The organism is Paenibacillus phytohabitans, assembly GCF_013141775.1.
Lineage (GTDB): Bacteria > Bacillota > Bacilli > Paenibacillales > Paenibacillaceae > Paenibacillus_AQ > Paenibacillus_AQ phytohabitans.
The window spans coordinates 48,945-72,798 of sequence record NZ_WHOB01000091.1 but is presented as its reverse complement, the minus strand read 5'-3'; the positions used below and the strand labels follow the sequence as shown (position 1 = coordinate 72,798).

Sequence of the window (23,854 nt, the reverse complement as noted above, 5' to 3'; positions counted from 1 at the left end):
GGTCTTATAGGCTTGGAAATGCCGTCCAAACACGTTATGATGGGGATATACGTGAAAGACAGGAGCCGAAAGAATGTCAAACAGTGTGGGCGCCGTGATAGTGGCGGCAGGCAGAGGGACACGAATGGGAACGGCAGAGAGCAAACAATATCTGCTGCTTCAGGGCAAACCGATTATCGTGCATACCCTGGAGGTATTCCAGAAGCATGAACTCATCTCTGAAATCGTGCTTGTCACCGGTGAAGCAGATGTGCAGCGCTGCCGGCAATGGGTACAGGCCTACAAGCTGGACAAGGTGTCTGTTGTTATTCCGGGAGGGGCTGAACGCCAGCACTCGGTACGCCGGGGACTGGGAGAACTTACGACCACCTGGGTAATGGTACATGATGGTGTCCGGCCTTTCGTACAGGGCAGTGAGATTGAAGCTTGTTACGAACGGGCCAGATCTGCCGGAGCCTCTGTGCTTGCAGTTCCGGTTAAGGATACGATCAAGCAGGTGGATGGCGAAGGCAATGTGCTGTCTACGCCGGACCGGCGAAGTCTGTGGGCGATTCAGACCCCGCAGACTTTTCGTTTGTCCGAACTGATGTCAGCCTATGACGAGGCAGAGCGTGACGGCTTCCTCGGTACAGATGACTCCAGTCTGGCGGAACGCAGCGGAATTACCGTTTCGGTAGTAGAAGGAAGCTACAGGAATATTAAGATTACGACACCGGAAGACCTGGATTTCGCTGAATTCACAGAAAGAAGCAGGGGAGAGGAACAGAGATGATCGCTGTAGGACAAGGATTTGACGTGCATCAGCTGGTGGAAGGAAGGCCGTGTATTATTGGCGGAGTGACTATTCCCTATGAGAAGGGATTACTGGGACACTCTGACGCGGATGTGCTGCTGCATGCAGTTAGCGATGCTATACTTGGGGCGCTTGGACTGGGGGATATCGGCAGACATTTTCCAGATACCGATCCTGCCTTCAAGGATGCAGACAGCTTGAAGCTGCTGGAGCATGTATGGGCGCTTGCCCGTGAACGGGGCTACCGGCTGGGAAATATAGATTCGACCATCATTGCCCAGAAACCCAAAATGGCGCCTTATATTCCGCAAATGACCGAGGTTATTGCCCGTGCACTGGATGCGGATCTCTCAAAGGTCAATGTAAAAGCGACAACTACCGAGCAGCTCGGCTTCGCCGGACGCGGAGAAGGAATTGCCGCACAATCTATTGTCTGTCTGCTCCAAGATGTGATATCATCTTGAGATGGCTGAAGTAACAACAGCCTAATTTTAACCAATATGAAGCGGAGGGAAACCCATGACGGATCAAGTCCGGGTGCGTTACGCACCGAGCCCTACGGGACATTTACATATCGGAAATGCCAGAACGGCGTTGTTTAATTACCTGTTCGCCCGCAATCTGGGCGGCAAATTCATTATCCGGATCGAAGATACAGACCTTAAGCGTAATATCGCAGAAGGCGAAGAAAGCCAGCTGAAATATTTGAAATGGCTGGGAATGGATTGGGATGAGAGCGTAGATGTAGGCGGCGAATATGGTCCTTACCGCCAGACAGAACGTCTGGATCTGTACCGTGTCTACTGGCAGGATCTGCTGGACCGCGGCCTTGCTTACCGCTGCTATTGTACGGAAGAGGAGCTGGAAGCAGAGCGTGAGGAACAGACTGCACGCGGCGAAACCCCGCGTTATTCCGGCAGACACCGTAATCTGACGGAGGAGCAGCGCCTTGCCTATGAGGCGGAAGGCCGTATTGCCAGCATCCGTTTCCTGGTTCCGGAAGACCGTACTTATACCTTCAATGATATCGTTAAAGGCAGCATTTCGTTCAACACCAAAGAAATGGGCGACTTCGTCATCGTGAAGAAGGATGGTATTCCAACCTATAACTTCGCTGTAGCTGTAGATGATCATTTGATGGCCATCTCCCATGTGCTGCGCGGGGAAGACCATATCTCCAACACGCCGCGTCAGCTCATGATCTATGAAGCTCTTGGCTGGGAAGCGCCGCTGTTCGGCCACATGACACTGATTGTCGGCGATGACCACAAGAAGCTGAGCAAACGGAATGAATCGATTATTCAGTTTATCGAGCAGTATGACCAGCTTGGCTATCTGCCGGAAGCGCTCTTCAACTTCATCACATTACTGGGCTGGTCGCCGGAAGGTGAGGAGGAGATCTTCAGCAAGGAACAGCTGATCTCGATCTTCACTGCCGACCGTCTGTCGAAGAGCCCGGCTGTATTCGATACGAACAAGCTGGCACATCTCAATAATCACTATATCAAGCATGCCGATCCTAAGCGGATCGCGGCACTTGCTATCCCCCATCTGCAGAAGGCGGGACGTCTGCCGGAGGTTCTGAGTGATGAGCAGCAGATCTGGGCAGAAAGCCTGGTTGCGCTGTATCAGGAACAGATGAACTCCGCTTCGGATATTGTGGGGCTCTCCGAGCTCTTCTTCCGCAGCCATCTGGAACTGGAGACGGAAGCGGCACAAGTACTTGCCGAAGCCCAGGTTCCTGAAGTGCTGTCCGCTTTTCTCGCTAAAGTGGAAGCTGCTAAGGATTTCAGCGCTGCCAATATGGCTGTGCTGATCAAAGAAGTCCAGAAAGAAACCGGACACAAAGGTAAAGCGCTGTTTATGCCGATCCGTGTCGCTCTGACCGGTCAGATGCATGGCCGTGATTTGAATGCGACCATCGCGCTGCTTGGCCGGGACCGGGTCATTGAACGTCTGAAATCGCAGATCAAAGGCGCATAAACCGGGGGATATGAGGGTAGAACCCCTTGTCAGCCCTGCGGCTTTTCGCTAAGATAGAAGAATATAATAACTAATAATAGCTGTGATCAGGAAAAGTACGCGTATACGGGCAATTGCCAGAGAGAATAACCGCTGAGGGAGATTTCCCTTGCAGGCTGGGAGTTATTCATTTGTCTGCCGCTGAACATGCACCTGTGAGCTGCACGGTTGAGCGTCCCTGTCTGTCAGGGGACAGTAGACTGTGCCGGGGACGTTGCCGTTACAGACGCCAAGAGGAACACCGCATGCACCTGCCGCGAAGTTAACGGCAGTCTGATTGTGCGTATGTTCAAGCAGAGTGGGACCACGGTTAAACGTCTCTGCAGCATAATGCTGCAGGGGCGTTTTTTGTTGAAATATAAGGATACCGATTGAATGCTCACAGCATACAGATGAATAGAGCAAGTGGGCTGAAGACACTATCTTCCTTTGCGCACCTGTAAACAGGAGGTGGGGAAGTCAAAGAAGAGGGGAACCGTGATGTTTAAGCATATCAAGTCGGACATTCGGGCAGTATTCGACAACGATCCCGCTGCCCGCAGCAAGTTCGAGGTTGTCTTCACCTACGCCGGACTTCATGCCATCTGGGCACACCGGATTGCCCACTCTTTTTATAAACGCCGCTGGTTTACACTGGCACGCATCGTATCGCAGATGAGCAGATTTATGACCGGAGTGGAGATTCATCCGGGTGCGGTTGTCGGAAGCCGGTTGTTCATCGACCATGGAATGGGTATAGTCATTGGTGAAACCTGTGAGATTGGTGACGATGTCATTATCTATCAGGGGGTCACACTTGGAGGGACAGGGAAAGAAAAGGGCAAACGCCATCCTACCGTCGGCAACAATGTTGTCATCGGCTCCGGTGCCAAAGTACTGGGATCGTTTAGAATCGGCGATAATTGCAATATCGGCTCCAATGCAGTGGTTCTGCGCGAAGTGCCCAGCAACAGCACCGTTGTAGGAAATCCCGGACGCGTGGTTAAGCGCAACGGGGAACGTGTATCCGACCGGCTGGATCATACCCAGATGCCGGATCCGCTGATTGATTCCCTGCGTTTCCTGCAGAAGGAAATCGAAGAGCTGCGCGAGCAGATGGGGTCCGAAGACAAGCAGAAGAAGGAACAGCGGCGGCTGGAGAGCCAGCAGTATATCGGCGATTATGAAATATAACCATATGGAGATTCAAGAGAATCCAGGGGGAACAGAAAGGATTGGGAACAGAATGGCTGTACAGATTTATAACACAATGACACGGAGCAAGGAAGAATTCATACCGCAGGAACCTGGTAAAGTAAAAATGTATGTATGCGGTCCAACCGTTTACGGCTATATGCATATCGGGAATGCCAGACCGGTTATCGTTTTTGATATGGTCCGCAACTACCTGGAGGCCCTTGGCAATGAAGTCCGCTATCTGACGAACTTTACCGATGTGGATGATAAAATGATCCGCAAAGCGGAAGAGTTGAACATTACTGTAGCTGAGGTTGCGGAAATGTTCATCTCCGCCTATCAGGAAGACCTGGCCGGACTTGGTGTAAAGCCGGCAACCATGAATCCGCGCGTTACAGAGAGCATGGACAAGATCATTGAGTTCATTAAGGAGCTTGAGGATAAGGGATATGCTTACGAGAACGGCGGAGATGTGTACTACCGGACCGGCAAGTTTGCTAATTATGGCAAGCTGTCAGGCCAGAATCTGGAGGAGCTGCGCTTCGGTATCCGTGTTGAGGTGGATTCGCGCAAGGAGAACCAGGAGGATTTTGTGCTTTGGAAGGCAGCCAAGCCGGGTGAGGTACACTGGTCCAGTCCATGGGGAGAAGGGCGTCCGGGCTGGCATATTGAGTGCTCGGCAATGGTCCGCGAATATTTGGGTACAACGATCGACATCCATGGCGGCGGTGAGGATTTGAAGTTCCCGCACCATGAGTGCGAATGCGCGCAAACAGAAGTGCTGACGGGTGAGCCGCTGTCGAAGTATTGGATGCACAACGCATTTTTGAACATTGGTGATGAGAAAATGTCGAAATCACTTGGAAATGGTCTGCTTGTGAAGGATATTCGTGCACGCTTCAAAGCGGGGACTATCCGTTATTTCATGCTTTCAAGCCATTACCGCAATCAGCTGAACTTCTCGGAGGAAGCACTGCTGTCTGCTGAGAAAAGCGTGGAGCGCATCACTACGGCAGCGGGTAATGTGAAGCATCGCCTTGAACTGGATACGGACGGGGCAGAGGGAGCGGCAAGTACACAGATCGTGGAACGCCTGGCAGCTATTGTTGGCAATTTCCATGCCAGAATGCAGGATGATTTCAATACGCCGGATGCGATTACCGCTCTGTTTGACTGGGTAAGCCTGGCCAATTTGACGCTTGCTGATAATGACGCTCATTCCGCAGACTTTGCAGCACTGCTGAAGGCTTTTGCCGAGATGGATTCAGTACTGCGACTTACTCCGGAGGCTGATGAAGAGGTTGCCAGTGAAGAGGTTGAGCGTCTCATTGCTGAACGCGCTGAAGCGCGCAAGAATAAGAACTGGAGCCGGTCCGATGAAATCCGCGATGAGCTGAATGCCCTGGGCATCCTGCTGGAAGACACTCCACAGGGAATGCGGTGGCGGCGTAAATGAGCGGGCAGTTTGATCTGAACAGCGCATGGTTCCCGTACGAACCGTCCAAGCCGGCCCGTTTGCTCTCGCCGATTGTTCTGGCGTATGCAGGAGATGCCATTTATGAAGTGGCTGTGCGGCAGTATCTGATTTCGCTGCCCAATCTGCGTCCGAATCATCTGCACCGCTCGGCAACGGGACTGGTCTCGGCCAAAGCCCAGAGCACGATTCTTGCTTACCTTGAGCCGGTGCTCACTGAGGAAGAGAAGGATGTGGTAAGACGAGGGCGCAATGCCAAGTCCGGCACGATTCCCAAAAACGCGGATGTGCTGGAATACCGCCACGCGACTGCTTTTGAATGCCTGATCGGGCATTTGTATTATACAGGACAGCAGGCGAGAATCCAGGAGCTTGTTCACAGCAGCATCGAATACATGTTGAACCGGAGCAAGTGAGTTTAAATAAGCCGCGGAGTTTATAGTTATATATGGGTACTTAGAACAGGAGACATGAACATGGAAGAATTGAGAACGGAAGAGGAAATACTGGCGGGCAAGCATTCAGTCCTTGAAGCGCTTCGTGCCGGCCGGACACTGAACAAAATATGGATCGCCGAAACTGCACAAAAGCACTTAACGGCACCTATCGTCGCTGAAGCCCGCAAAGCAGGAATTGTAATTCAGCATGTGGATAAGCGGAAGCTCGATCAGCTCGCACCGGGAGTTCAGCATCAAGGGGTGGTTGCGCAGGCGGCACCGTTTGCTTACTCAGAGGTTGCTGATATTCTTGCGGCTGCTGAAGCCAAAGGGGAACCGCCTTTTCTTCTTTTGCTGGATGAAATTGAGGACCCTCATAACCTGGGATCTATTCTGCGTACGGCGGACTGCACGGGGGTGCATGGGGTAATTGTACCGAAACGGCGTTCTGCGCAGATTACAGCAACGGTATCCAAAACCTCTGCCGGTGCAGTGGAATATGTGCCCGTTGCACGCGTAACCAATCTGGGCCAGACGATAGACCGCCTGAAGGAACTTGGGGTGTGGGTGGTTGGAACCGATGTGGATACGGATCAGAATCTCTTCGGATCTGATATTTTTACCGGACCGGTAGCAGTGGTTATCGGCAATGAGAATAAAGGAATGGGCCGCCTGATCCGTGAAAAATGCGATGTGCTGCTGAAGCTGCCGATGGCGGGAAGAATCAACTCTCTTAATGCTTCCGTGGCAGCCGGTGTAATTATGTACGAGGTGCTCCGCCGCCGGCAAGAACAGGGATAACTATGGCAGACTGGCGCGATATACTGCTCGTGGACGGATACAACATGATCGGCGGCTGGCCGGAACTTGCGGCGCTGTCGCAGACCGGCATGCAGGGGGCACGTGACCGGCTGCTCGATATGCTGGCCGATTATCAGGCATTCTCCGGGCTGCGCGTCATAGCCGTATTCGATGCATACCGTGTGCCGGGACTTGGACGGTCATTTGTACAGGGGAAAGTCCAGGTCTTCTTCACTAAGGAAAAGGAAACGGCAGATGAGTGCATTGAGCGGCTGGTGGGAGAATTTACTCACCGCCGAAGACAGATTTCTGTGGCGACCAGCGATTTTGTGGAGCAGCATGTTGTTTTTGCGCAAGGGGCACTCCGGATCTCGGCAAGAGAACTGAGGCTGGAGATTGAAGAGAATCATAAACAGGTTAAAAAGGCTATTGAACCGGGAAGTGTAAGCAGCACCCGTCACTCCCTGGAAGACAAGCTGCCTCCGGAAACGCGGAAACGTCTCGAAGACTGGCGCAGACAGTAATTAAGAAATGCCATAATATGTTATAGAAGATTGTTTTTGGACAATCTTCGGTTGACGTTGTAAGGTAACATAATATATACTGATCCTATATTTCGCGAAGTAACGATGTGTCTTGCGTTGCAGCCGGGGGGATTCTTGGTGAGTGTCGACCTCAAGGAATTAATGCTATCCGAGTATGATTTCATAAGTGATGAAGAAATTGTCGAGATCTTCCGTGGTGGCGACAGTGGCGCATTGGAACATTTAATCAACAAGTACCGTAATTTCGTACGTGCCAAGGCTCGTTCCTATTTTTTGATCGGGGCAGATCGTGAAGATATTGTACAGGAAGGCATGATTGGCTTATATAAGGCAATTCGTGACTTCAAGGGGGACAAGCTTTCCTCGTTCAAGGCGTTTGCCGAGCTGTGCATCACCCGACAGATTATAACTGCCATTAAGACGGCGACCCGCCAGAAGCATATTCCGCTGAATTCATACGTCTCGCTCGACAAACCCATCTATGATGAGGATTCCGACCGGACGCTGATGGATGTGATTTGCGGAACGCAGGTGCTTGATCCTGAAGAACTGATTATCAACCAGGAGGAGTTCATCGGACTGGAAGATAAGATGGCGGAGATCCTTAGTGATCTGGAACGCAAGGTTCTGATGCTCTATCTGGATGGACGGTCCTATCAGGAAATTGCTGAGGACTTGAAGCGGCATGTGAAGTCTATTGACAATGCTCTGCAGCGAGTGAAGCGTAAGTTGGAAAGATATCTGGAAGTGCGTGACAATTAATGATATAATGAACTAGAAAGGCTCGGGACTCGAGTCTTTTTTTAGTGTCCCGCAAGATTTCGGCGTGATGGAAGTGTAATTTGTTCAGACAACAGTAGGCTGCAGGTTTATACCATGGCGGAATGATCCATAATGGTAGTGAAGACAGCGAGTGATGAAGGAATACTCAAGACCAAAGATTATGTACGGCACCAGCTACACCACCCGGAAATACCCAGTGCGATGGGGGAATTCTTTCGTTGACACGGGCAATGATATTATGCTAAAGTGTTTTAGGTAGGCCTAAATTCGCGGCTTTTTTTTTGAATCAATATTTGCGTCTTCTAATTTAACGGTTAGAAGTACGTCTTCGGGAGGTGCATATCATGCGGGTAATTATCACTTTGGCTTGTACAAGTTGCAAACAAAGAAACTATGCAACAACCAAAAACAAGCGAAATCACCCCGACCGCTTGGAGATGAAGAAATTTTGCAAGTTTTGTAACGAGCAAACTCCTCATCGCGAAACCAGATAGTCTTTGGAGGTGTAGTCGGCGTGAAACGTAGTTTCAAGTCTTTGTTTTCCTTTTTCACTGAGAGCTGGAGTGAACTCAAAAAGGTTCGCTGGCCTAGCCGTAAGGAACTGAAAAACTATACATTGATCGTTCTCGGTACAATTGTAGTTATCGCTCTTTACTTCTGGGTTCTGGACATCGGTATTTCCGCTGTGATTGAAGCGATTATTTAGAGAGGTCCCAGGTGGCTTGATATGGAAAAAAGATGGTATGTCGTTCATACCTATTCCGGGTATGAGAATAAGGTCAAGGCCAATTTGGAAAAACGCGTTGAGTCCATGGGCATGGAAGACAAAATATTCCGCGTTCTTGTTCCTATGGAAGAAGAGCTGGTAAACAAGGATGGCAAGAAAAAAACTGTCATGCGCAAAGTTTACCCTGGTTACGTTTTGGTCGAAATGGTTCAGACTGATGATTCCTGGTATGTAGTCCGCAATACGCCGGGCGTTACCGGATTTGTCGGTTCAACTGGTTCGGGGTCCAAGCCTACCGCTCTGCTCCCTGAAGAGGTTGAACAAATTCTGAAGCATATGGGCATGGTTGAACCTAAAGCGAAGATTGATTTCGAAATTAAGGAATCCGTACGTATTATGGTCGGTCCGTTTGCGAATTTTGTGGGCTCCGTGGAAGAGATTTTGGCAGACAAAAGCAAGATCAAGGTACATGTCAACATGTTTGGACGGGAAACCCCGCTCGAGTTGGATTTCACTCAAGTGGAGAAGATATAACAAGCGCAAGGGTTTCTTGTGGGAGAATGCTGTTTAGCATTCGAATACCACTATTTACGCAAGGAGGTGTCACTCATGGCTAAAAAAGTTATTAAAATGGTGAAACTGCAGATTCCTGCAGGGAAAGCGAATCCAGCGCCTCCAGTAGGTCCGGCGTTAGGTCAAGCAGGTGTCAACATCATGGCATTCTGTAAGGAATTCAACGCTCGTACTGCCGACCAGGCTGGCCTGATCATCCCGGTTGAAATTACAGTATTTGAAGACCGTTCCTTTACCTTCATCACTAAAACTCCTCCGGCTGCTGTTCTGCTTCGCATCGCTGCAAAAGTAGAAAAAGGATCCGGTGAACCAAACAAGAAGAAAGTAGCAAAACTCGGCCGCGCAGCGGTTCGTGAAATTGCTGAAACAAAAATGCCCGATCTGAACGCTGCATCTATCGAAGCTGCAATGCGTATGGTTGAAGGTACTGCCCGCAGTATGGGTATCACAATCGAAGACTAATATGTATTCGATGAACCGGTCATTCATGACCGCAATATGTGGGAGGAATTTCCGCTAACACCACAAAGGAGGAACATTTTCATGGCTAAACATGGTAAGAAATACCAAGAATCTGCTAAGCTGATCAACAGCGAAGCGACTTACGAGCCTTCAGAAGCTGTAGAGCTTGTGAAAAAGGCAGCAACTGCTAAATTCGACGAAACCGTTGAAGCAGCAGTTCGTCTGGGTGTAGACCCGCGTAAACAAGACCAAGCTGTTCGTGGTGTTGTTGTCCTGCCTCACGGCACAGGCAAAACTCAACGCGTGCTTGTATTTGCAAAAGGTGAAAAAGCGAAAGAAGCGGAAGCTGCTGGCGCGGATTTTGTTGGTGATGCTGATATGATCAACAAAATTCAACAGGGCTGGTTTGAATTCGACGTCTGCGTAGCTACACCTGATATGATGAGTGAAGTCGGTAAACTGGGTCGTCTGCTCGGTGGTAAAGGCCTCATGCCTAACCCTAAAGCAGGTACAGTTACTTTCGACGTTACCAAGGCTGTTCAAGAAATTAAAGCCGGTAAAATCGAATATCGTCTTGACAAAGCGGGTCAAATTCACGCGCCAATCGGCAAAGTGTCTTTCAACGCTGAACAACTGAACGAGAACCTTAAATCCCTCATCGACGCTCTGAACCGTGCGAAACCGGCTGCTGCTAAAGGTGTATACCTTAAAGGCATCGCTATTTCGTCCACAATGGGACCTAGCGCTCGCGTGAACGCAGCTGCTTTCAGATAATTAAGGGTTGACTCTTTGAGTCATCTTTGATAATCTATAACAGTTGTGAACATTAAGGTGATCAATCTTGAATTCGAATATGCTTACCGTAGACAGTAGGTGCCGTAGGGCTTAATTTCCTACCGAGGTGTTGTGATAGAAACAAAAAGTAACAGGTTCGCCTGATTGCTTTCCGTTTTATCAAGCCTTCGTGAATCTGCGGAGGCTTTTCTAATGCCTGCGTAGGAACGGCGCGGATTCTCCGGAAGAATCGCCGTCACATAAATTTTCAGGAGGTGTATACAATTGGCAAATGCAAAAGTAATCCAAGCTAAACAGGATGCGGTTGATGTTGTAACTGGCAAACTGCAGAACAGTATCTCTACTGTTGTTGCGGACTACCGCGGATTGAACGTTTCGCAAGTGACTGAACTGCGTAAGCAGCTTCGTGAAGCTGGCGTTGATTTTCAAGTCCTGAAGAACACATTGCTTCGCCGTGCAACTGCAGCGGCTGAGTTGACTGATCTGGACGCTGTCCTGACTGGTCCTACAGCGATCGCTTTCAGTGAAACTGATGCGGTAGTAGCAGCCAAAATTTTGAACGACTTCGCTAAGAAGAACGACGCTCTGAAACTTAAAGGCGGCGTTGTAGAAGGTCGCGTTATCGACGCTGACCAACTGAAAGCACTGGCTGAGCTTCCATCCCGCGATGGTTTGCTGTCCATGCTGCTTAGCGTGCTTCAAGCTCCAATCCGCAACTTCGCGCTTGCAGTTAAAGCTGTTGCTGAAAAAGAAGAACAAAGCGCGTAAGCCTTTGCTTCTAGCTTCATAATCAATACCACAAACCAATTCAAATATAATGGAGGTTCAATCATGAGCAAAGAAACAATCTTGGAAGAAATTAAAGGCATGAGCGTATTGGAACTGAACGACCTGGTTAAAGCAATCGAAGAAGAATTCGGCGTAACTGCAGCAGCTCCAGTAGCAGCTGGCGGCGCAGTAGCAGCTGTTGAAGAAGAACAATCCGAATTCGACGTAATTTTGACAGGCGCTGGCGCTTCCAAAATCAACGTTATCAAAATCGTTCGCGAAATCACAGGTCTTGGCTTGAAAGAAGCTAAAGACGTTGTAGACAACGCTCCAAAAGCAATCAAAGAAAAAGTAAGCAAAGAAGAAGCAGAAGCTACTAAAGCAAAATTGGAAGAAGCAGGCGCTTCTGTAGAAGTAAAATAATTTGATTTAAGTAGGTACTGCCCCGGATATGAAGTGATTCTGTCCGGTTCTTGCAACCCCCTTGAACTTGTTCAAGGGGGTTGCTCTATAAGATATGCTTTGTATATTAGAGCCAAGTGAAAGGGAGGATTGTATGTCGCAGCATTATTACTCGCAGCAGCCGGAAGCACGTCATGACAGACGCAGCATCGATACGGTACTGAGAGGCAAAAGCCTCCGCTTTACAAGCGACGCCGGTGTTTTTTCCAAAGGGGATATTGATCATGGCAGCCGAGTTCTGATCGAAGCAATGGAAATTCCGGATGGGGCAGAGGTGCTGGATGTTGGCTGTGGTTACGGCCCTATGGGGATTAGTGCAGCACTCCTCACTCCCAAGGGACATGTGACGATGATTGATATCAACAGCCGTGCGGTAGAGCTTGCCCGCGAGAATGCGCAGCATAACGGAATCCGCAATGTTACGGTTATGGAAAGTGATGTACTGTCTGCGGTGAAGGGGCGTACATTCGATGTGATTCTTACCAACCCGCCAATTCGTGCAGGCAAGGCTGTAGTTCATGAGATTTTTGAGCAGGCACATGCGCATTTGAATGAGGGTGGAAGTCTGTGGATAGTCATCCAGAAGAAGCAGGGCGCACCATCGGCCGCCGCCAAGCTGGAAAGCCTGTTCTCGGATGTGGAAGAAGTGGGGAAAGACAAGGGTTATCGCATTATCAGAGCGAAGAAGTAAAAAAATATTAATACTTATTGACATGCAATGTTGATAGTGTTATTATTATAAAATGTCAGTATTAAGCTAGGCTCCATGTCTTTAGTTTGCTGAAATGTCAAGTGATATATTGTCGCCCGGTAAGCGCATGCCGTACGGCAGGTTTTTGCGAATTCCGTTCTCTATGTTCCTGTCACGGCGAAGGTCGCCGGGACAATAGATAATAGCGCATAAACTGTTGCTTGGTGACGTATAATACGCACGTTTTGGGCAAATCTACTGGATAAGGAGTATTTTGGCCGTGGATAGATGCGCTCTTTTTTCGAAAGATTTCGATAAGGGGCTTTTCTGTATTTATGGCTGAATCCTTGTGTTATGGTTCCATTATACGGGTCCAAACAAGGGTTCGCAATCAATTTTTAAGTGAGTAGACATGAGGGGTGAGTAAAGTTGGCAGGACATCTTGTTCAGTATGGTCGACGCACTCGGCGGAGCTATGCGAGAATTAACGAGGTACTCGAGGTCCCGAACCTGATCGAGATCCAACAAAAATCTTATGACTGGTTTTTGGAGGAAGGATTGCGGGAAATGTTCCAGGACATCTCGCCGATCCAGGATTTCACAGGGAATTTGGTACTAGAGTTCATTGATTACAGCCTGGGTGAACCGAAGTATACGGTTGACGACGCTAAAGAGCGGGACGTGACATATGCGGCTCCTCTGCGTGTGAAGGTGCGTCTCATCAATAAGGAGACCGGTGAGGTCAAAGAGCAGGAAGTGTTCATGGGAGATTTCCCGCTGATGACGGAAACCGGCACTTTTATTATCAATGGTGCGGAACGGGTTATTGTCAGCCAGTTGGTTCGCTCTCCAAGCGTCTATTTCAGCACAAAAGTGGATAAGAACGGCAAAAAAACCTACACCGCCACAGTAATTCCGAATCGCGGAGCTTGGCTGGAGCTGGAGACCGACGCTAAGGACATCATGTATGTCCGTATCGACCGGACCCGTAAGATCCCGGTAACCGTGCTTCTGCGTGCTCTAGGCTTCGGCAGTGATGCTGAAATTCTGGAACTGCTTGGCAATGATGAATATATTCGCAATACGCTGGATAAAGACAACACGGACTCCACGGAGAAGGCGCTTATTGAAATTTACGAGCGTCTGCGTCCGGGCGAACCACCGACACTTGACAATGCCAAGAGCCTATTGGTCGCACGTTTCTTTGATCCGAAACGTTATGATTTGGCCAATGTAGGCCGTTACAAAATCAATAAGAAGCTGCATATCAAGAATCGTCTGTTCAATCAGCGTCTGGCACAGCCTTTGGTTGATGAATCTACAGGAGAAATCCTGGCTGAATCCGGCCAGATGGTTGACCGCCGCTTGCTTGATGAGCTGATTCCTTATTTCGAGAAGAATGTAGCTGGCAAGAACTACCGTGTTACTGGCGGGGTTATGGACAGTGAAGATATTCCGCTGCAGACCATTGACGTATTCTCGCCAATTGAAGAAGGCCGGATTATCAAGCTGATCGCCAATGGCAACATTGACAAGTCGGTCAAGCATATTACCCAGGCTGATATTATATCCTCAATCAGCTACTTTATTAATTTGCTGCACGGTATCGGCAATACAGATGATATCGACCACTTGGGTAACCGCCGTCTGCGTTCTGTAGGTGAATTGCTGCAGAATCAGTTCCGTATCGGTCTGTCCCGTATGGAGCGCGTGGTGCGGGAGAGAATGTCGATTCAGGACGCCAATGCGATTACACCGCAGGCACTGATCAACATCCGTCCGGTTATCGCGTCCATCAAAGAGTTCTTCGGTAGTTCGCAGCTGTCCCAGTTTATGGATCAGACGAACCCGCTTGCTGAACTTACACACAAACGCCGTTTGTCGGCACTCGGACCCGGCGGTCTGACACGTGAACGCGCAGGCTTTGAAGTCCGCGACGTACATCACAGTCACTACGGCCGTATGTGTCCTATCGAAACACCGGAAGGTCCGAATATCGGTTTGATCAACTCCTTGTCTACCTTTGCACGCATTAATGAATACGGCTTTATTGAAGCTCCGTATCGTTGGGTGGATCCAAAGACTGGCAAGGTTACAGAACAAATCGATTACCTGACTGCCGATGAAGAAGATAACTATGTAGTTGCCCAGGCGAATGTACAGATTGATGAGCATGGTACATTTAAGGAAGACATGGTTATCGTCCGTTACAACAAAGATTCAGATAACATTACTACAATGCCTAGTAACCGTGTTGACTACATGGACGTTTCACCTAAGCAGGTTGTGTCGGTCGCTACGGCGCTCATTCCGTTCCTTGAGAATGATGACTCCAACCGCGCACTGATGGGATCGAACATGCAGCGGCAGGCCGTTCCGCTTCTGATTCCGAAAGCTCCGCTTGTCGGCACAGGGATGGAACATAAATCCGCTAAGGATTCGGGCGTATGTATTGTCTCCAAATATGACGGTATTATCGAACGCTCCTCTGCCAATGAAATTTGGCTGCGCCGTGTAGAGGCGGTTGAAGGCAAGGAAGTTAAAGGCGATATCGTTAAATATAAATTACACAAATTTATGCGTTCGAACCAAGGTACTTGCATTAATCAGCGTCCGCTGGCTAAACGTGGTGATATTGTTAAGAAAGGTGACATTCTTGCAGACGGACCTTCCACAGAAATGGGCGAACTTGCTCTTGGCCGTAACGTAGTCGTTGCGTTCATGACTTGGGAAGGTTACAACTACGAGGATGCGATCCTGCTGAGTGAGAAGCTGGTTAAGGAAGATGTATACACTTCGATTCATATCGAGGAATACGAATCCGAAGCCCGTGACACCAAGCTGGGACCTGAAGAGATCACGCGTGATATTCCAAACGTTGGTGAAGAGGCGCTCCGCAATTTGGATGAGCGCGGAATTATCCGTATCGGTGCGGAAATCAACGCTGGCGATATTCTCGTGGGTAAAGTTACTCCGAAGGGTGTAACTGAACTGACTGCTGAAGAACGCCTGTTGCACGCTATCTTCGGTGAGAAGGCCCGTGAAGTCCGCGATACCTCCTTGCGCGTTCCGCATGGTAGTGATGGTATTATCGTTGACGTTAAGGTGTTCACCCGTGAGAACGGCGATGAGCTGCCTCCTGGTGTGAATCAGCTGGTTCGTGTCTACATCGCTCAGAAACGTAAGATTTCTGAAGGTGACAAGATGGCCGGACGTCACGGTAACAAGGGTGTCGTTGCCCGTATTCTGCCAGAAGAAGATATGCCGTTCCTTCCGGACGGTACACCGGTACAGGTTGTCCTGAACCCGCTGGGCGTACCTTCACGTATGAACATCGGACAGGTGCTGGAAGTCCATATCGGTATGGCGGCACTGCGTCTGGGTATCCACGTAGCTACTCCTGTATTCGACGGAGCACGTGAGTATGACGTGTTTGATACGATGGAAGAAGCCGGTATGCAGCGTAACGGTAAAACTGTGCTTTATGACGGACGTACAGGCGAGCGCTTCGAGCGTGAAGTTACTGTCGGCGTTATGCACATGATCAAGCTTGCGCACATGGTTGACGATAAGATTCATGCCCGTTCTACAGGTCCTTACTCACTCGTTACACAGCAGCCACTGGGCGGTAAAGCTCAGTTCGGCGGACAGCGTTTCGGGGAAATGGAAGTGTGGGCGCTTGAAGCTTACGGCGCGGCGTATACACTGCAAGAAATTTTGACCGTGAAATCCGATGACGTGGTCGGCCGTGTGAAAACGTACGAATCCATCGTCAAAGGTGAAAATGTTCCAGAACCGGGTGTTCCGGAATCGTTCAAGGTATTGATCAAGGAGCTGCAGTCGCTGGGTATGGATGTCAAAATCCTTAGCGGTGACGAGCAGGAGATCGAGATGAAAGAACTGGACGATGAGGACGAGACGTCAGGCGACAAGCTGAGCCTCAATTTAGAAGGCGCAGAAGTCGGCATAGAGTAGTTCACCAGCAAGACACTAATTTCATTACACAAAGGACCGCGCCCTCTGTTGACTTACCGTCAAGAGAGGGCTGTGGTACTAAATCAGGATATAGGTTAAGGAGGGTTGCTCCTTGTTGGACGTTAACAATTTTGAATTTATGAAAATCGGGCTCGCTTCCCCGGAAAAAATTCGTTCTTGGTCCCGCGGAGAAGTAAAAAAACCGGAAACCATTAACTATCGTACTTTGAAACCGGAAAAAGAGGGTCTTTTTTGCGAACGCATCTTTGGACCGCAAAAGGACTGGGAATGTCACTGTGGTAAATACAAACGCGTCCGTTATAAGGGCGTTGTGTGCGACCGCTGCGGCGTGGAAGTTACCCGCGCTAAAGTCCGCCGCGAACGTATGGGCCACATCGAGCTGGCAGCTCCGGTATCTCATATCTGGTATTTCAAAGGTATTCCGAGCCGTATGGGTCTGGCACTGGATATGTCTCCAAGATCGCTCGAAGAGATTATCTACTTTGCATCTTATGTTGTAACCGATCCGGGTGAAACTCCTCTGGAGAAGAAACAACTGCTGTCTGAAAAAGAATACCGCAGCTACCGTGAGAAATACGGCTACGGGTTCCAGGCTGGCATGGGTGCTGAAGCCGTCAAAAAACTGCTTCAGGATATCGATATCGATAAAGAACTGGAATTCCTCAAAGAAGAGCTGCGCACGGCCCAAGGCCAGCGCCGTAACCGGGCGATCAAACGTCTGGAAGTTATTGAGGCTTTCCGCAACTCCGGCAACAAGCCAGACTGGATGATCATGGATGTGCTCCCGGTTATTCCTCCGGAGCTTCGCCCTATGGTTCAGCTCGATGGCGGCCGTTTTGCTACGTCTGACCTTAATGACCTGTACCGCCGCGTAATTAACCGTAACAACCGTCTGAAGAGACTGCTGGATCTCGGCGCTCCTGATATTATCGTGCAGAATGAGAAACGGATGCTCCAGGAAGCTGTTGATGCCCTGATCGACAATGGCCGCCGCGGACGTCCTGTAACAGGTCCTGGTAACCGTCCGCTCAAATCGCTCAGCCATATGCTGAAAGGTAAACAAGGACGTTTCCGCCAGAACTTGCTCGGTAAGCGCGTTGACTATTCCGGACGTTCCGTTATCGTCGTAGGACCTTACCTCAAGATGTACCAATGCGGTCTTCCGAAGAAGATGGCGCTGGAACTCTTCAAACCGTTTGTAATGAAAGAATTGGTTAACAAGGGCCTTGCCCACAACATCAAGAGCGCGAAACGTAAGGTTGAGCGCGTAAGTCCTGAGGTCTGGGATGTACTTGAAGAAGTAATCAGAGAGCATCCGGTTCTGCTGAACCGTGCCCCTACGCTGCACAGACTGGGTATACAGGCGTTTGAACCGATTCTGGTAGAAGGTCACGCGATCCGTCTTCACCCGCTCGTATGTACGGCTTACAATGCCGACTTTGACGGTGACCAGATGGCGGTACACGTTCCTCTATCCGCTGAAGCTCAAGCTGAAGCCCGTATCCTCATGCTGGCGTCCGGTAACATCCTGAACCCTAAAGATGGTAAGCCGGTTGTTACTCCTTCCCAGGATATGGTCCTTGGTACGTTCTATCTGACAATGGATAACAATGAAGAAAAAGGAACAGGCATGATTCTGCGTACCGTGAACGAGGCTGTTTCAGCTTACCAACGCGGAACCGCTGGTCTGCATGCGCGTGTTGCTATTCCTGTTAAGGCACTGGGTAAAACCAACTTTACAGAAGCGCAGCAGAATGCATTGCTGATTACAACGGTAGGTAAGATTATCTTCAATGAAATCTATCCAAGCAGCTTCCCATACATCAACGAAGCTACCAAAACAAACCTGCTGCAGGGTACACCGGAAAAGTACTTCATCTATGAAAAAGGCGCGAATATCCGCGAACTGATCATGGCTGCTCCGGAAGCAAGTGCTGTAGGTAAAGAATATCTGGGCCTCATTATTGCCCGCTGCTTCGAAACCTATCACACTACCAAAACTTCTGTGATTCTGGATAAAATTAAGCAACTCGGCTTTACGTACTCTACACGTTCCGGTGTTACGGTTGCCGTATCAGACGTTATCGTGCCAGAGGAAAAAGCTACAATTCTTAAAGAATCCGAAGCCAAGGTTGATGTAGTTGCGAATCAATACCGCCGTGGTCTGATTACGAATGATGAACGTTATGACCGTGTTATCGAGATCTGGTCGAAGACTAAGGATGAACTTACGAACGTCCTGCTGAAATCGATGGACCGTTTCAACTCCATCATGCTCATGGTCGACTCCAAAGCGCGTGGTAACAAATCGCAGATTACTCAGCTTGGTGGTATGCGTGGTCTGATGGCTACACCTTCGGGCCGGATTTTCGAATTGCCAATCAAAGCGAACTTCCGTGAAGGTCTGACTGTCCTCGAGTACTTTATCTCCACTCACGGAGCGCGTAAAGGTCTGGCCGATACAGCGCTGCGTACAGCGGATTCCGGGTACTTGACACGCCGTCTCGTTGACGTGGCACAGGACGTAATCGTCCGCGAAGAAGATTGCGGTACCGATAAAGGCTTCACCGTCAGCCGGATTCAAGATGGGAAGGAAGTTATCGAGGATCTCTACGACCGTATTGAAGGCCGGTATTCCTTCGAGACTGTCCGTCATCCGGAGACGAAGGAAATCATCGTTCACCGTAACGATCTGATTGACTCCGACAAGGCTGAAGAAATTGTGAATTCCGGTATTACGAAGCTCCAGATCCGCTCTGTATTGAGCTGCCGTGCCCGTCACGGTGTCTGTAAGAAATGCTACGGACGTAACCTGGCAACAGGTAAATTCGTGGAAATCGGGGAAGCTGTCGGTATTATTGCCGCACAATCCATCGGTGAACCAGGAACACAGCTTACCATGCGTACGTTCCATACCGGCGGTGTTGCCGGAGATGATATCACGCAAGGTCTGCCGCGTATCCAGGAGTTGTTTGAAGCCCGTAACCCTAAAGGTCAGGCTACAATCAGTGAAATTGACGGGGTAGTTAAGGAAATCCGTGAAACCAAGGACCGTCGTGAAATTGAAGTCCAGGGTGAAGCTGAGTCCAAGACGTATTCCATCACTTACGGTTCCCGTCTGCGTGTCAGTGAAGGCCAGGAGATTGAAGCCGGCGATGAATTGACAGACGGTTCTATTGACCCTAAAGAAATGCTGCGTATCAAAGGGATCCGCGGGGTACAGAACTACATTCTGCAAGAAGTACAGCGTGTATACCGTAACCAGGGCGTTGAAATCAATGATAAGCACATTGAAGTTATGATTAAGCAGATGCTGCGCAAAATCCGTATTATCGATGCTGGAGATACCACTCTCCTGCCGGGTGCTTTTGCGGATATTCATGAATATGAAGCAGCCAACAAGGAAGCTATCCTGTCTGGTAAAGAACCTGCAGTTGCTAAGCCAGTACTGCTTGGTATTACCAAAGCCTCTCTGGAAACAGACTCCTTCCTGTCTGCGGCCTCTTTCCAGGAAACTACCCGTGTCTTGACGGATGCAGCAATTAAGGGTAAAGTAGATAAGTTGCTCGGTCTTAAAGAAAATGTTATCATCGGTAAGCTGATTCCTGCCGGTACAGGTATGAATCGTTACCGTAATGTTAAGCTTAGTGATCCGAATGAAGAAAGCAAGCAAGCCGCTTTAGAAACGGTTCCAGCTGAGTAATAAATAATCATCGCATTCAGCATTCGCGTCACGTGATAACCTTGCGTGACGCGGCTGTCTGTTATGAATATTAATAAAATTATTGCTGTTTTTCTTGACATCGTGTGCTGAGGATGCTAATATGTCTAAGGTGCGTGAGTAGCCTTGTCATTCTTGTTCAGTGGAGGTAATGTTTTTCATGACTGATGATAGAGGGTTACAGGATGCTCAGGTCAAGATCGGTTCCAAACAAACCGTCAAGGCGGTGGAGTTGGGCCAAGCCGCAGAAGTCTATGTGGCGGAGGACGGAGATCAACGGCTTACTTCCAGAATTGTTATGCTTTGCGGCAAACAAGGTGTGAAGGTCACATATGTGGACACCATGCTGAATTTGGGCAAGGCCTGCGGTATAGAAGTTGGTGCTGCTATGGCAGCCGTCTTAAAACAATAGCAACAAGAGAACGTTTTTGTACCGGGGTACACTTCGGCAGCAAGGACTTTTCATTTGTCTTTTTATGAACCACCTGGGTCTGTGGACTTAATGTTTGTAAATTGACTATCATTTCAGGAAGGGGGTGGCACAACATGCCAACTATTAATCAACTGGTTCGTAAAGGCCGTCAAGCCAAAATCGAAAAATCCAAATCTCCCGCTCTTCAAAAAGGGTTCAACGCCCTCAAGCGTGAGGCTACAAATTTGAGCGCCCCGCAGAAACGCGGTGTGTGCACTCGTGTAGGCACAATGACTCCACGTAAACCAAACTCAGCACTTCGTAAGTATGCCCGTGTTCGTTTGACGAACCGTCTTGAGGTGACTGCTTACATTCCGGGTATCGGACACAACCTTCAAGAGCACAGTGTAGTATTGCTGCGCGGAGGTAAAGTTAAGGACCTTGCAGGAGTTCGTTACCACATCGTTCGTGGTGCACTTGATACTGCAGGTGTTGCTAACCGGATGCAAGCTCGCTCCAAATATGGTGCGAAGCGTCCTAAGGTTAAGAAATAAGACAAGCATATCCGAATAATAACCATTTAAGAAAGGGGGATATCCATGCCACGCAAAGGTCCAGTTACTAAGAGAGATGTATTGCCAGATCCATTGTATAATAGCAAGTTGGTTACTCGTTTGATCAACCGTATTATGCTGGGTGGTAAAAGAGGTGTCGCTCAAAGCATTTTGTACAATTCATTCAAGTTGATTCAAGAACGGACAGGTAAAGAACCGATGGAAGTTTTTGAAGCTGCCATTAAGAACATCATGCCTGTATTGGAAGTTAAAGCTCGTCGTGTCGGCGGTGCTAACTACCAAGTACCTATCGAGGTTAAACCTGAAAGACGTACTGCTTTGGGATTACGTTGGCTTGTAAACTACTCACGCAACCGCGGTGAGAAGACTATGGAAGAGCGTTTGGCGGCTGAGATCATCGATGCTTCCAACAACACAGGCGCTTCCGTTAAGAAACGTGAAGACACGCACAAAATGGCTGAAGCGAACAAAGCGTTTGCTCACTACCGCTGGTAGGATTATAGCCGTTCAAATAACTTCTATTTTGAAAGGAGATCCATTTCATGGCAAGAGAGTTCTCCTTAAAAAATACACGTAATATCGGGATCATGGCACATATTGATGCTGGTAAAACTACTACCACTGAGCGGATTCTTTTCTATTCAGGCCGTACGCACAAAATCGGTGAAGTTCACGAAGGTGCTGCTACAATGGACTGGATGGAGCAAGAACAGGAGCGCGGAATTACCATTACTTCCGCTGCTACCACCGCTGCTTGGAAGGGTAACCGCGTAAATATCATTGATACCCCAGGACACGTTGACTTCACCGTTGAAGTTGAACGTTCCTTGCGTGTATTGGATGGGGCAGTAGGCGTTTTTAGCGCCAAAGAAGGTGTTGAACCTCAGTCCGAGACTGTTTGGAGACAGGCTGACCGTTATAGTGTTCCGCGGATCGCCTATGTCAACAAAATGGATATCATCGGCGCTGATTTTCTTAATGTAATTCAGTCTATGCGTGAGCGTTTAATGGCGAATGCAGTTGCTATTCAATTGCCAATCGGCGCAGAGAACGACTTCATTGGGATTATTGACCTGATTGAGCAAAAAGCTCATATGTTCAAGGACGAATTGGGGCAAAACATTGAAATAACAGATATTCCTGCTGAATATTTGGAACAAGTTGAAGCACTGCGTCTTGAGCTGATCGAGAAGGTTGCAGAACTTGACGAAGATCTGACTATGAAGTACCTTGAAGGTGAAGAAATTACAGTCGCGGAAATCAAGGCTACATTGCGCAAAGGCGTATGTGAAGTTAAGATTTTCCCTGTAATTGTCGGATCCTCTTACCGTAACAAAGGGGTTCAGCTTATGTTGGACGCTGTTGTTGATTACTTGCCATCACCTCTTGATGTTCCAGCTATTGTGGGTCATCATGATGATGGAACTGAAGGGGTTCGCCATTCTTCGGATGAAGAGCCATTCTCAGCTTTGGCATTTAAAATCATGACAGACCCTTATGTTGGTAAGCTTACGTTCTTCCGTGTTTACTCCGGTGTTCTGGAGTCCGGGTCGTACGTAGTCAATGCTACTAAGAACAAACGTGAGCGTATCGGACGTATTCTACAAATGCATGCGAACAGCCGCCAAGAGATTTCCATTGTGTACTCTGGTGATATCGCTGCAGCTGTAGGATTGAAAGATACAAGCACGGGCGATACTCTCTGTGATGAGAAGAATCCAATTATTTTGGAATCAATGAACTTCCCTGATCCGGTTATCGAAATCGCAGTAGAACCAAAAACCAAAGCTGACCAAGATAAATTGGGCGTTGCTCTCGGTAAGTTGACCGAAGAAGATCCAACTCTTCGTGCTCATACTGATGAAGAAACTGGCCAAACTATCCTGGCAGGCATGGGCGAACTTCACTTGGATATTATTATTGATCGTATGCGCCGTGAATTCCACGTTGAAACTAACGTTGGTAAACCACAGGTTGCTTATCGTGAAACATTCAAGGCGCCTGCTCGTGTCGAAGGTAAATTCGTTCGTCAATCAGGCGGACGTGGTCAATACGGTCACGTATGGGTTGAATTCGAACCTCTCGAGGCTGGTACTGGCAACCAATTCGAAAGTAAAGTAGTCGGCGGTTCTGTACCTAGAGAATATGTCGCTCCTGCACTTGCGGGTATTGAAGAAGCTATGAAAAATGGTGTCATCGCAGGCTTCCCGCTTGTTGATGTTAAAGCTACTATCGTAGATGGTTCATATCATGATGTTGACTCCAATGAAATGGCGTTTAAAGTTGCTGGATCATTGGCACTTAAGGCTGCAAAAGACAAGTGTAAACCTGTCCTGCTTGAGCCAATCATGAAAGTGGAAGTAACTGTTCCTGAGGAATACATGGGTGATGTTATGGGGATGCTTAGTTCCCGTCGCGGTAAGATCGAAGGTATGGATTCCCGTGGTGGAGCTCAAATTATTCGGTCTAAGGTGCCTCTTTCCGAAATGTTCGGTTACTCTACAACACTTCGTTCCGGTACTCAAGGGCGCGGCGTATTCTCAATGGAGCTTTCTCACTATGAAGAAGTTCCTAGAAGTATTGCAGAAGAAATCGCAGCCAAGAATAAAGGCGGAGAATAATACCGATTTTTAACTTGCCG

General features: G+C 48.9%; 23 protein-coding genes and 1 other annotated feature. All 23 genes read left to right on the top strand.

From position 1 onward, the window contains the following. Positions 1–73 precede the first annotated feature (73 nt). On the top strand, positions 74–772 hold the full coding sequence (gene ispD / locus GC101_RS31095) for a 2-C-methyl-D-erythritol 4-phosphate cytidylyltransferase (protein ID WP_171720467.1): 699 nt from the start codon (positions 74–76) through the stop codon (positions 770–772). Next, complete coding sequence (ispF, locus tag GC101_RS31090; protein WP_171720466.1) at positions 769–1,257, top strand: 2-C-methyl-D-erythritol 2,4-cyclodiphosphate synthase; 489 nt, start codon at positions 769–771, stop codon at positions 1,255–1,257. The genes ispD and ispF overlap by 4 nt, the downstream gene beginning before the upstream one ends. A gap of 55 nt (positions 1,258–1,312) precedes the next feature. Next, positions 1,313–2,776 (top strand): glutamate--tRNA ligase, encoded by a 1,464-nt coding sequence (gene gltX, locus GC101_RS31085; protein ID WP_171720465.1) that lies wholly within the window; start codon positions 1,313–1,315, stop codon positions 2,774–2,776. Between the two features lie 519 nt (positions 2,777–3,295). Continuing rightward, complete coding sequence (gene cysE, locus GC101_RS31080; protein WP_171720464.1) at positions 3,296–3,988, top strand: serine O-acetyltransferase; 693 nt, start codon at positions 3,296–3,298, stop codon at positions 3,986–3,988. Positions 3,989–4,040: 52 nt separating this feature from the next. After that, positions 4,041–5,447 (top strand): cysteine--tRNA ligase, encoded by a 1,407-nt coding sequence (cysS, locus tag GC101_RS31075; RefSeq protein WP_171720463.1) that lies wholly within the window; start codon positions 4,041–4,043, stop codon positions 5,445–5,447. Then, entirely contained in the window at positions 5,444–5,881 is a 438-nt protein-coding gene (locus GC101_RS31070) for a Mini-ribonuclease 3 (RefSeq protein WP_171720462.1), read from the top strand. Before cysS ends, GC101_RS31070 begins: the two co-directional genes overlap by 4 nt. 60 nt (positions 5,882–5,941) lie before the next feature. Next, positions 5,942–6,703 carry a 23S rRNA (guanosine(2251)-2'-O)-methyltransferase RlmB gene (gene rlmB, locus GC101_RS31065; RefSeq protein ID WP_171720461.1) on the top strand — a complete coding sequence of 254 codons (762 nt, stop codon included), beginning with the start codon at positions 5,942–5,944 and terminating at the stop codon, positions 6,701–6,703. Positions 6,704–6,705: 2 nt separating this feature from the next. After that, the gene (locus GC101_RS31060) at positions 6,706–7,227 is read left to right on the top strand and encodes an NYN domain-containing protein (RefSeq protein ID WP_039298569.1); all 522 of its coding nucleotides are present in this window, start codon (positions 6,706–6,708) and stop codon (positions 7,225–7,227) included. A gap of 138 nt (positions 7,228–7,365) precedes the next feature. After that, positions 7,366–8,010 (top strand): RNA polymerase sporulation sigma factor SigH, encoded by a 645-nt coding sequence (gene sigH, locus GC101_RS31055; protein ID WP_020427086.1) that lies wholly within the window; start codon positions 7,366–7,368, stop codon positions 8,008–8,010. A 365-nt stretch (positions 8,011–8,375) separates the two neighbouring features. After that, entirely contained in the window at positions 8,376–8,525 is a 150-nt protein-coding gene (gene rpmG / locus GC101_RS31050; RefSeq protein WP_074086515.1) for a 50S ribosomal protein L33, read from the top strand. Between the two features lie 20 nt (positions 8,526–8,545). Continuing rightward, positions 8,546–8,737 (top strand): preprotein translocase subunit SecE, encoded by a 192-nt coding sequence (gene secE, locus GC101_RS31045; protein WP_020427085.1) that lies wholly within the window; start codon positions 8,546–8,548, stop codon positions 8,735–8,737. Positions 8,738–8,758: 21 nt separating this feature from the next. Next, complete coding sequence (gene nusG / locus GC101_RS31040; RefSeq protein ID WP_020427084.1) at positions 8,759–9,292, top strand: transcription termination/antitermination protein NusG; 534 nt, start codon at positions 8,759–8,761, stop codon at positions 9,290–9,292. A 75-nt stretch (positions 9,293–9,367) separates the two neighbouring features. Beyond that, a complete protein-coding gene (gene rplK, locus GC101_RS31035; protein WP_020427083.1) occupies positions 9,368–9,793 on the top strand; it encodes a 50S ribosomal protein L11 in 426 nt (141 codons plus the stop codon). A gap of 81 nt (positions 9,794–9,874) precedes the next feature. Continuing rightward, complete coding sequence (gene rplA, locus GC101_RS31030) at positions 9,875–10,567, top strand: 50S ribosomal protein L1 (RefSeq protein ID WP_039298583.1); 693 nt, start codon at positions 9,875–9,877, stop codon at positions 10,565–10,567. Between the two features lie 68 nt (positions 10,568–10,635). After that, positions 10,636–10,788 (top strand) — a sequence feature (ribosomal protein L10 leader region). Between the two features lie 64 nt (positions 10,789–10,852). Further along, a complete protein-coding gene (gene rplJ, locus GC101_RS31025; protein WP_039298586.1) occupies positions 10,853–11,356 on the top strand; it encodes a 50S ribosomal protein L10 in 504 nt (167 codons plus the stop codon). Between the two features lie 63 nt (positions 11,357–11,419). Continuing rightward, positions 11,420–11,779 (top strand): 50S ribosomal protein L7/L12, encoded by a 360-nt coding sequence (rplL, locus tag GC101_RS31020; protein WP_039298590.1) that lies wholly within the window; start codon positions 11,420–11,422, stop codon positions 11,777–11,779. Between the two features lie 133 nt (positions 11,780–11,912). Continuing rightward, positions 11,913–12,509, top strand: a complete 597-nt coding sequence (locus GC101_RS31015; protein WP_039298593.1) for a class I SAM-dependent methyltransferase — start codon at positions 11,913–11,915, stop codon at positions 12,507–12,509. A 429-nt stretch (positions 12,510–12,938) separates the two neighbouring features. After that, a complete protein-coding gene (gene rpoB / locus GC101_RS31010; RefSeq protein WP_039298596.1) occupies positions 12,939–16,484 on the top strand; it encodes a DNA-directed RNA polymerase subunit beta in 3,546 nt (1,181 codons plus the stop codon). Positions 16,485–16,596: 112 nt separating this feature from the next. Beyond that, positions 16,597–20,208, top strand: a complete 3,612-nt coding sequence (rpoC, locus tag GC101_RS31005; RefSeq protein WP_171720460.1) for a DNA-directed RNA polymerase subunit beta' — start codon at positions 16,597–16,599, stop codon at positions 20,206–20,208. Positions 20,209–20,386: 178 nt separating this feature from the next. Next, positions 20,387–20,638, top strand: a complete 252-nt coding sequence (locus GC101_RS31000) for a ribosomal L7Ae/L30e/S12e/Gadd45 family protein (RefSeq protein WP_039298604.1) — start codon at positions 20,387–20,389, stop codon at positions 20,636–20,638. Positions 20,639–20,772: 134 nt separating this feature from the next. Continuing rightward, positions 20,773–21,192 (top strand): 30S ribosomal protein S12, encoded by a 420-nt coding sequence (rpsL, locus tag GC101_RS30995; RefSeq protein ID WP_036721853.1) that lies wholly within the window; start codon positions 20,773–20,775, stop codon positions 21,190–21,192. Positions 21,193–21,237: 45 nt separating this feature from the next. Continuing rightward, on the top strand, positions 21,238–21,708 hold the full coding sequence (gene rpsG, locus GC101_RS30990) for a 30S ribosomal protein S7 (RefSeq protein WP_020427074.1): 471 nt from the start codon (positions 21,238–21,240) through the stop codon (positions 21,706–21,708). 47 nt (positions 21,709–21,755) lie between these two features. Beyond that, positions 21,756–23,834 (top strand): elongation factor G, encoded by a 2,079-nt coding sequence (gene fusA / locus GC101_RS30985; RefSeq protein WP_171720459.1) that lies wholly within the window; start codon positions 21,756–21,758, stop codon positions 23,832–23,834. The last annotated feature ends 20 nt before the right edge of the window (positions 23,835–23,854 follow it).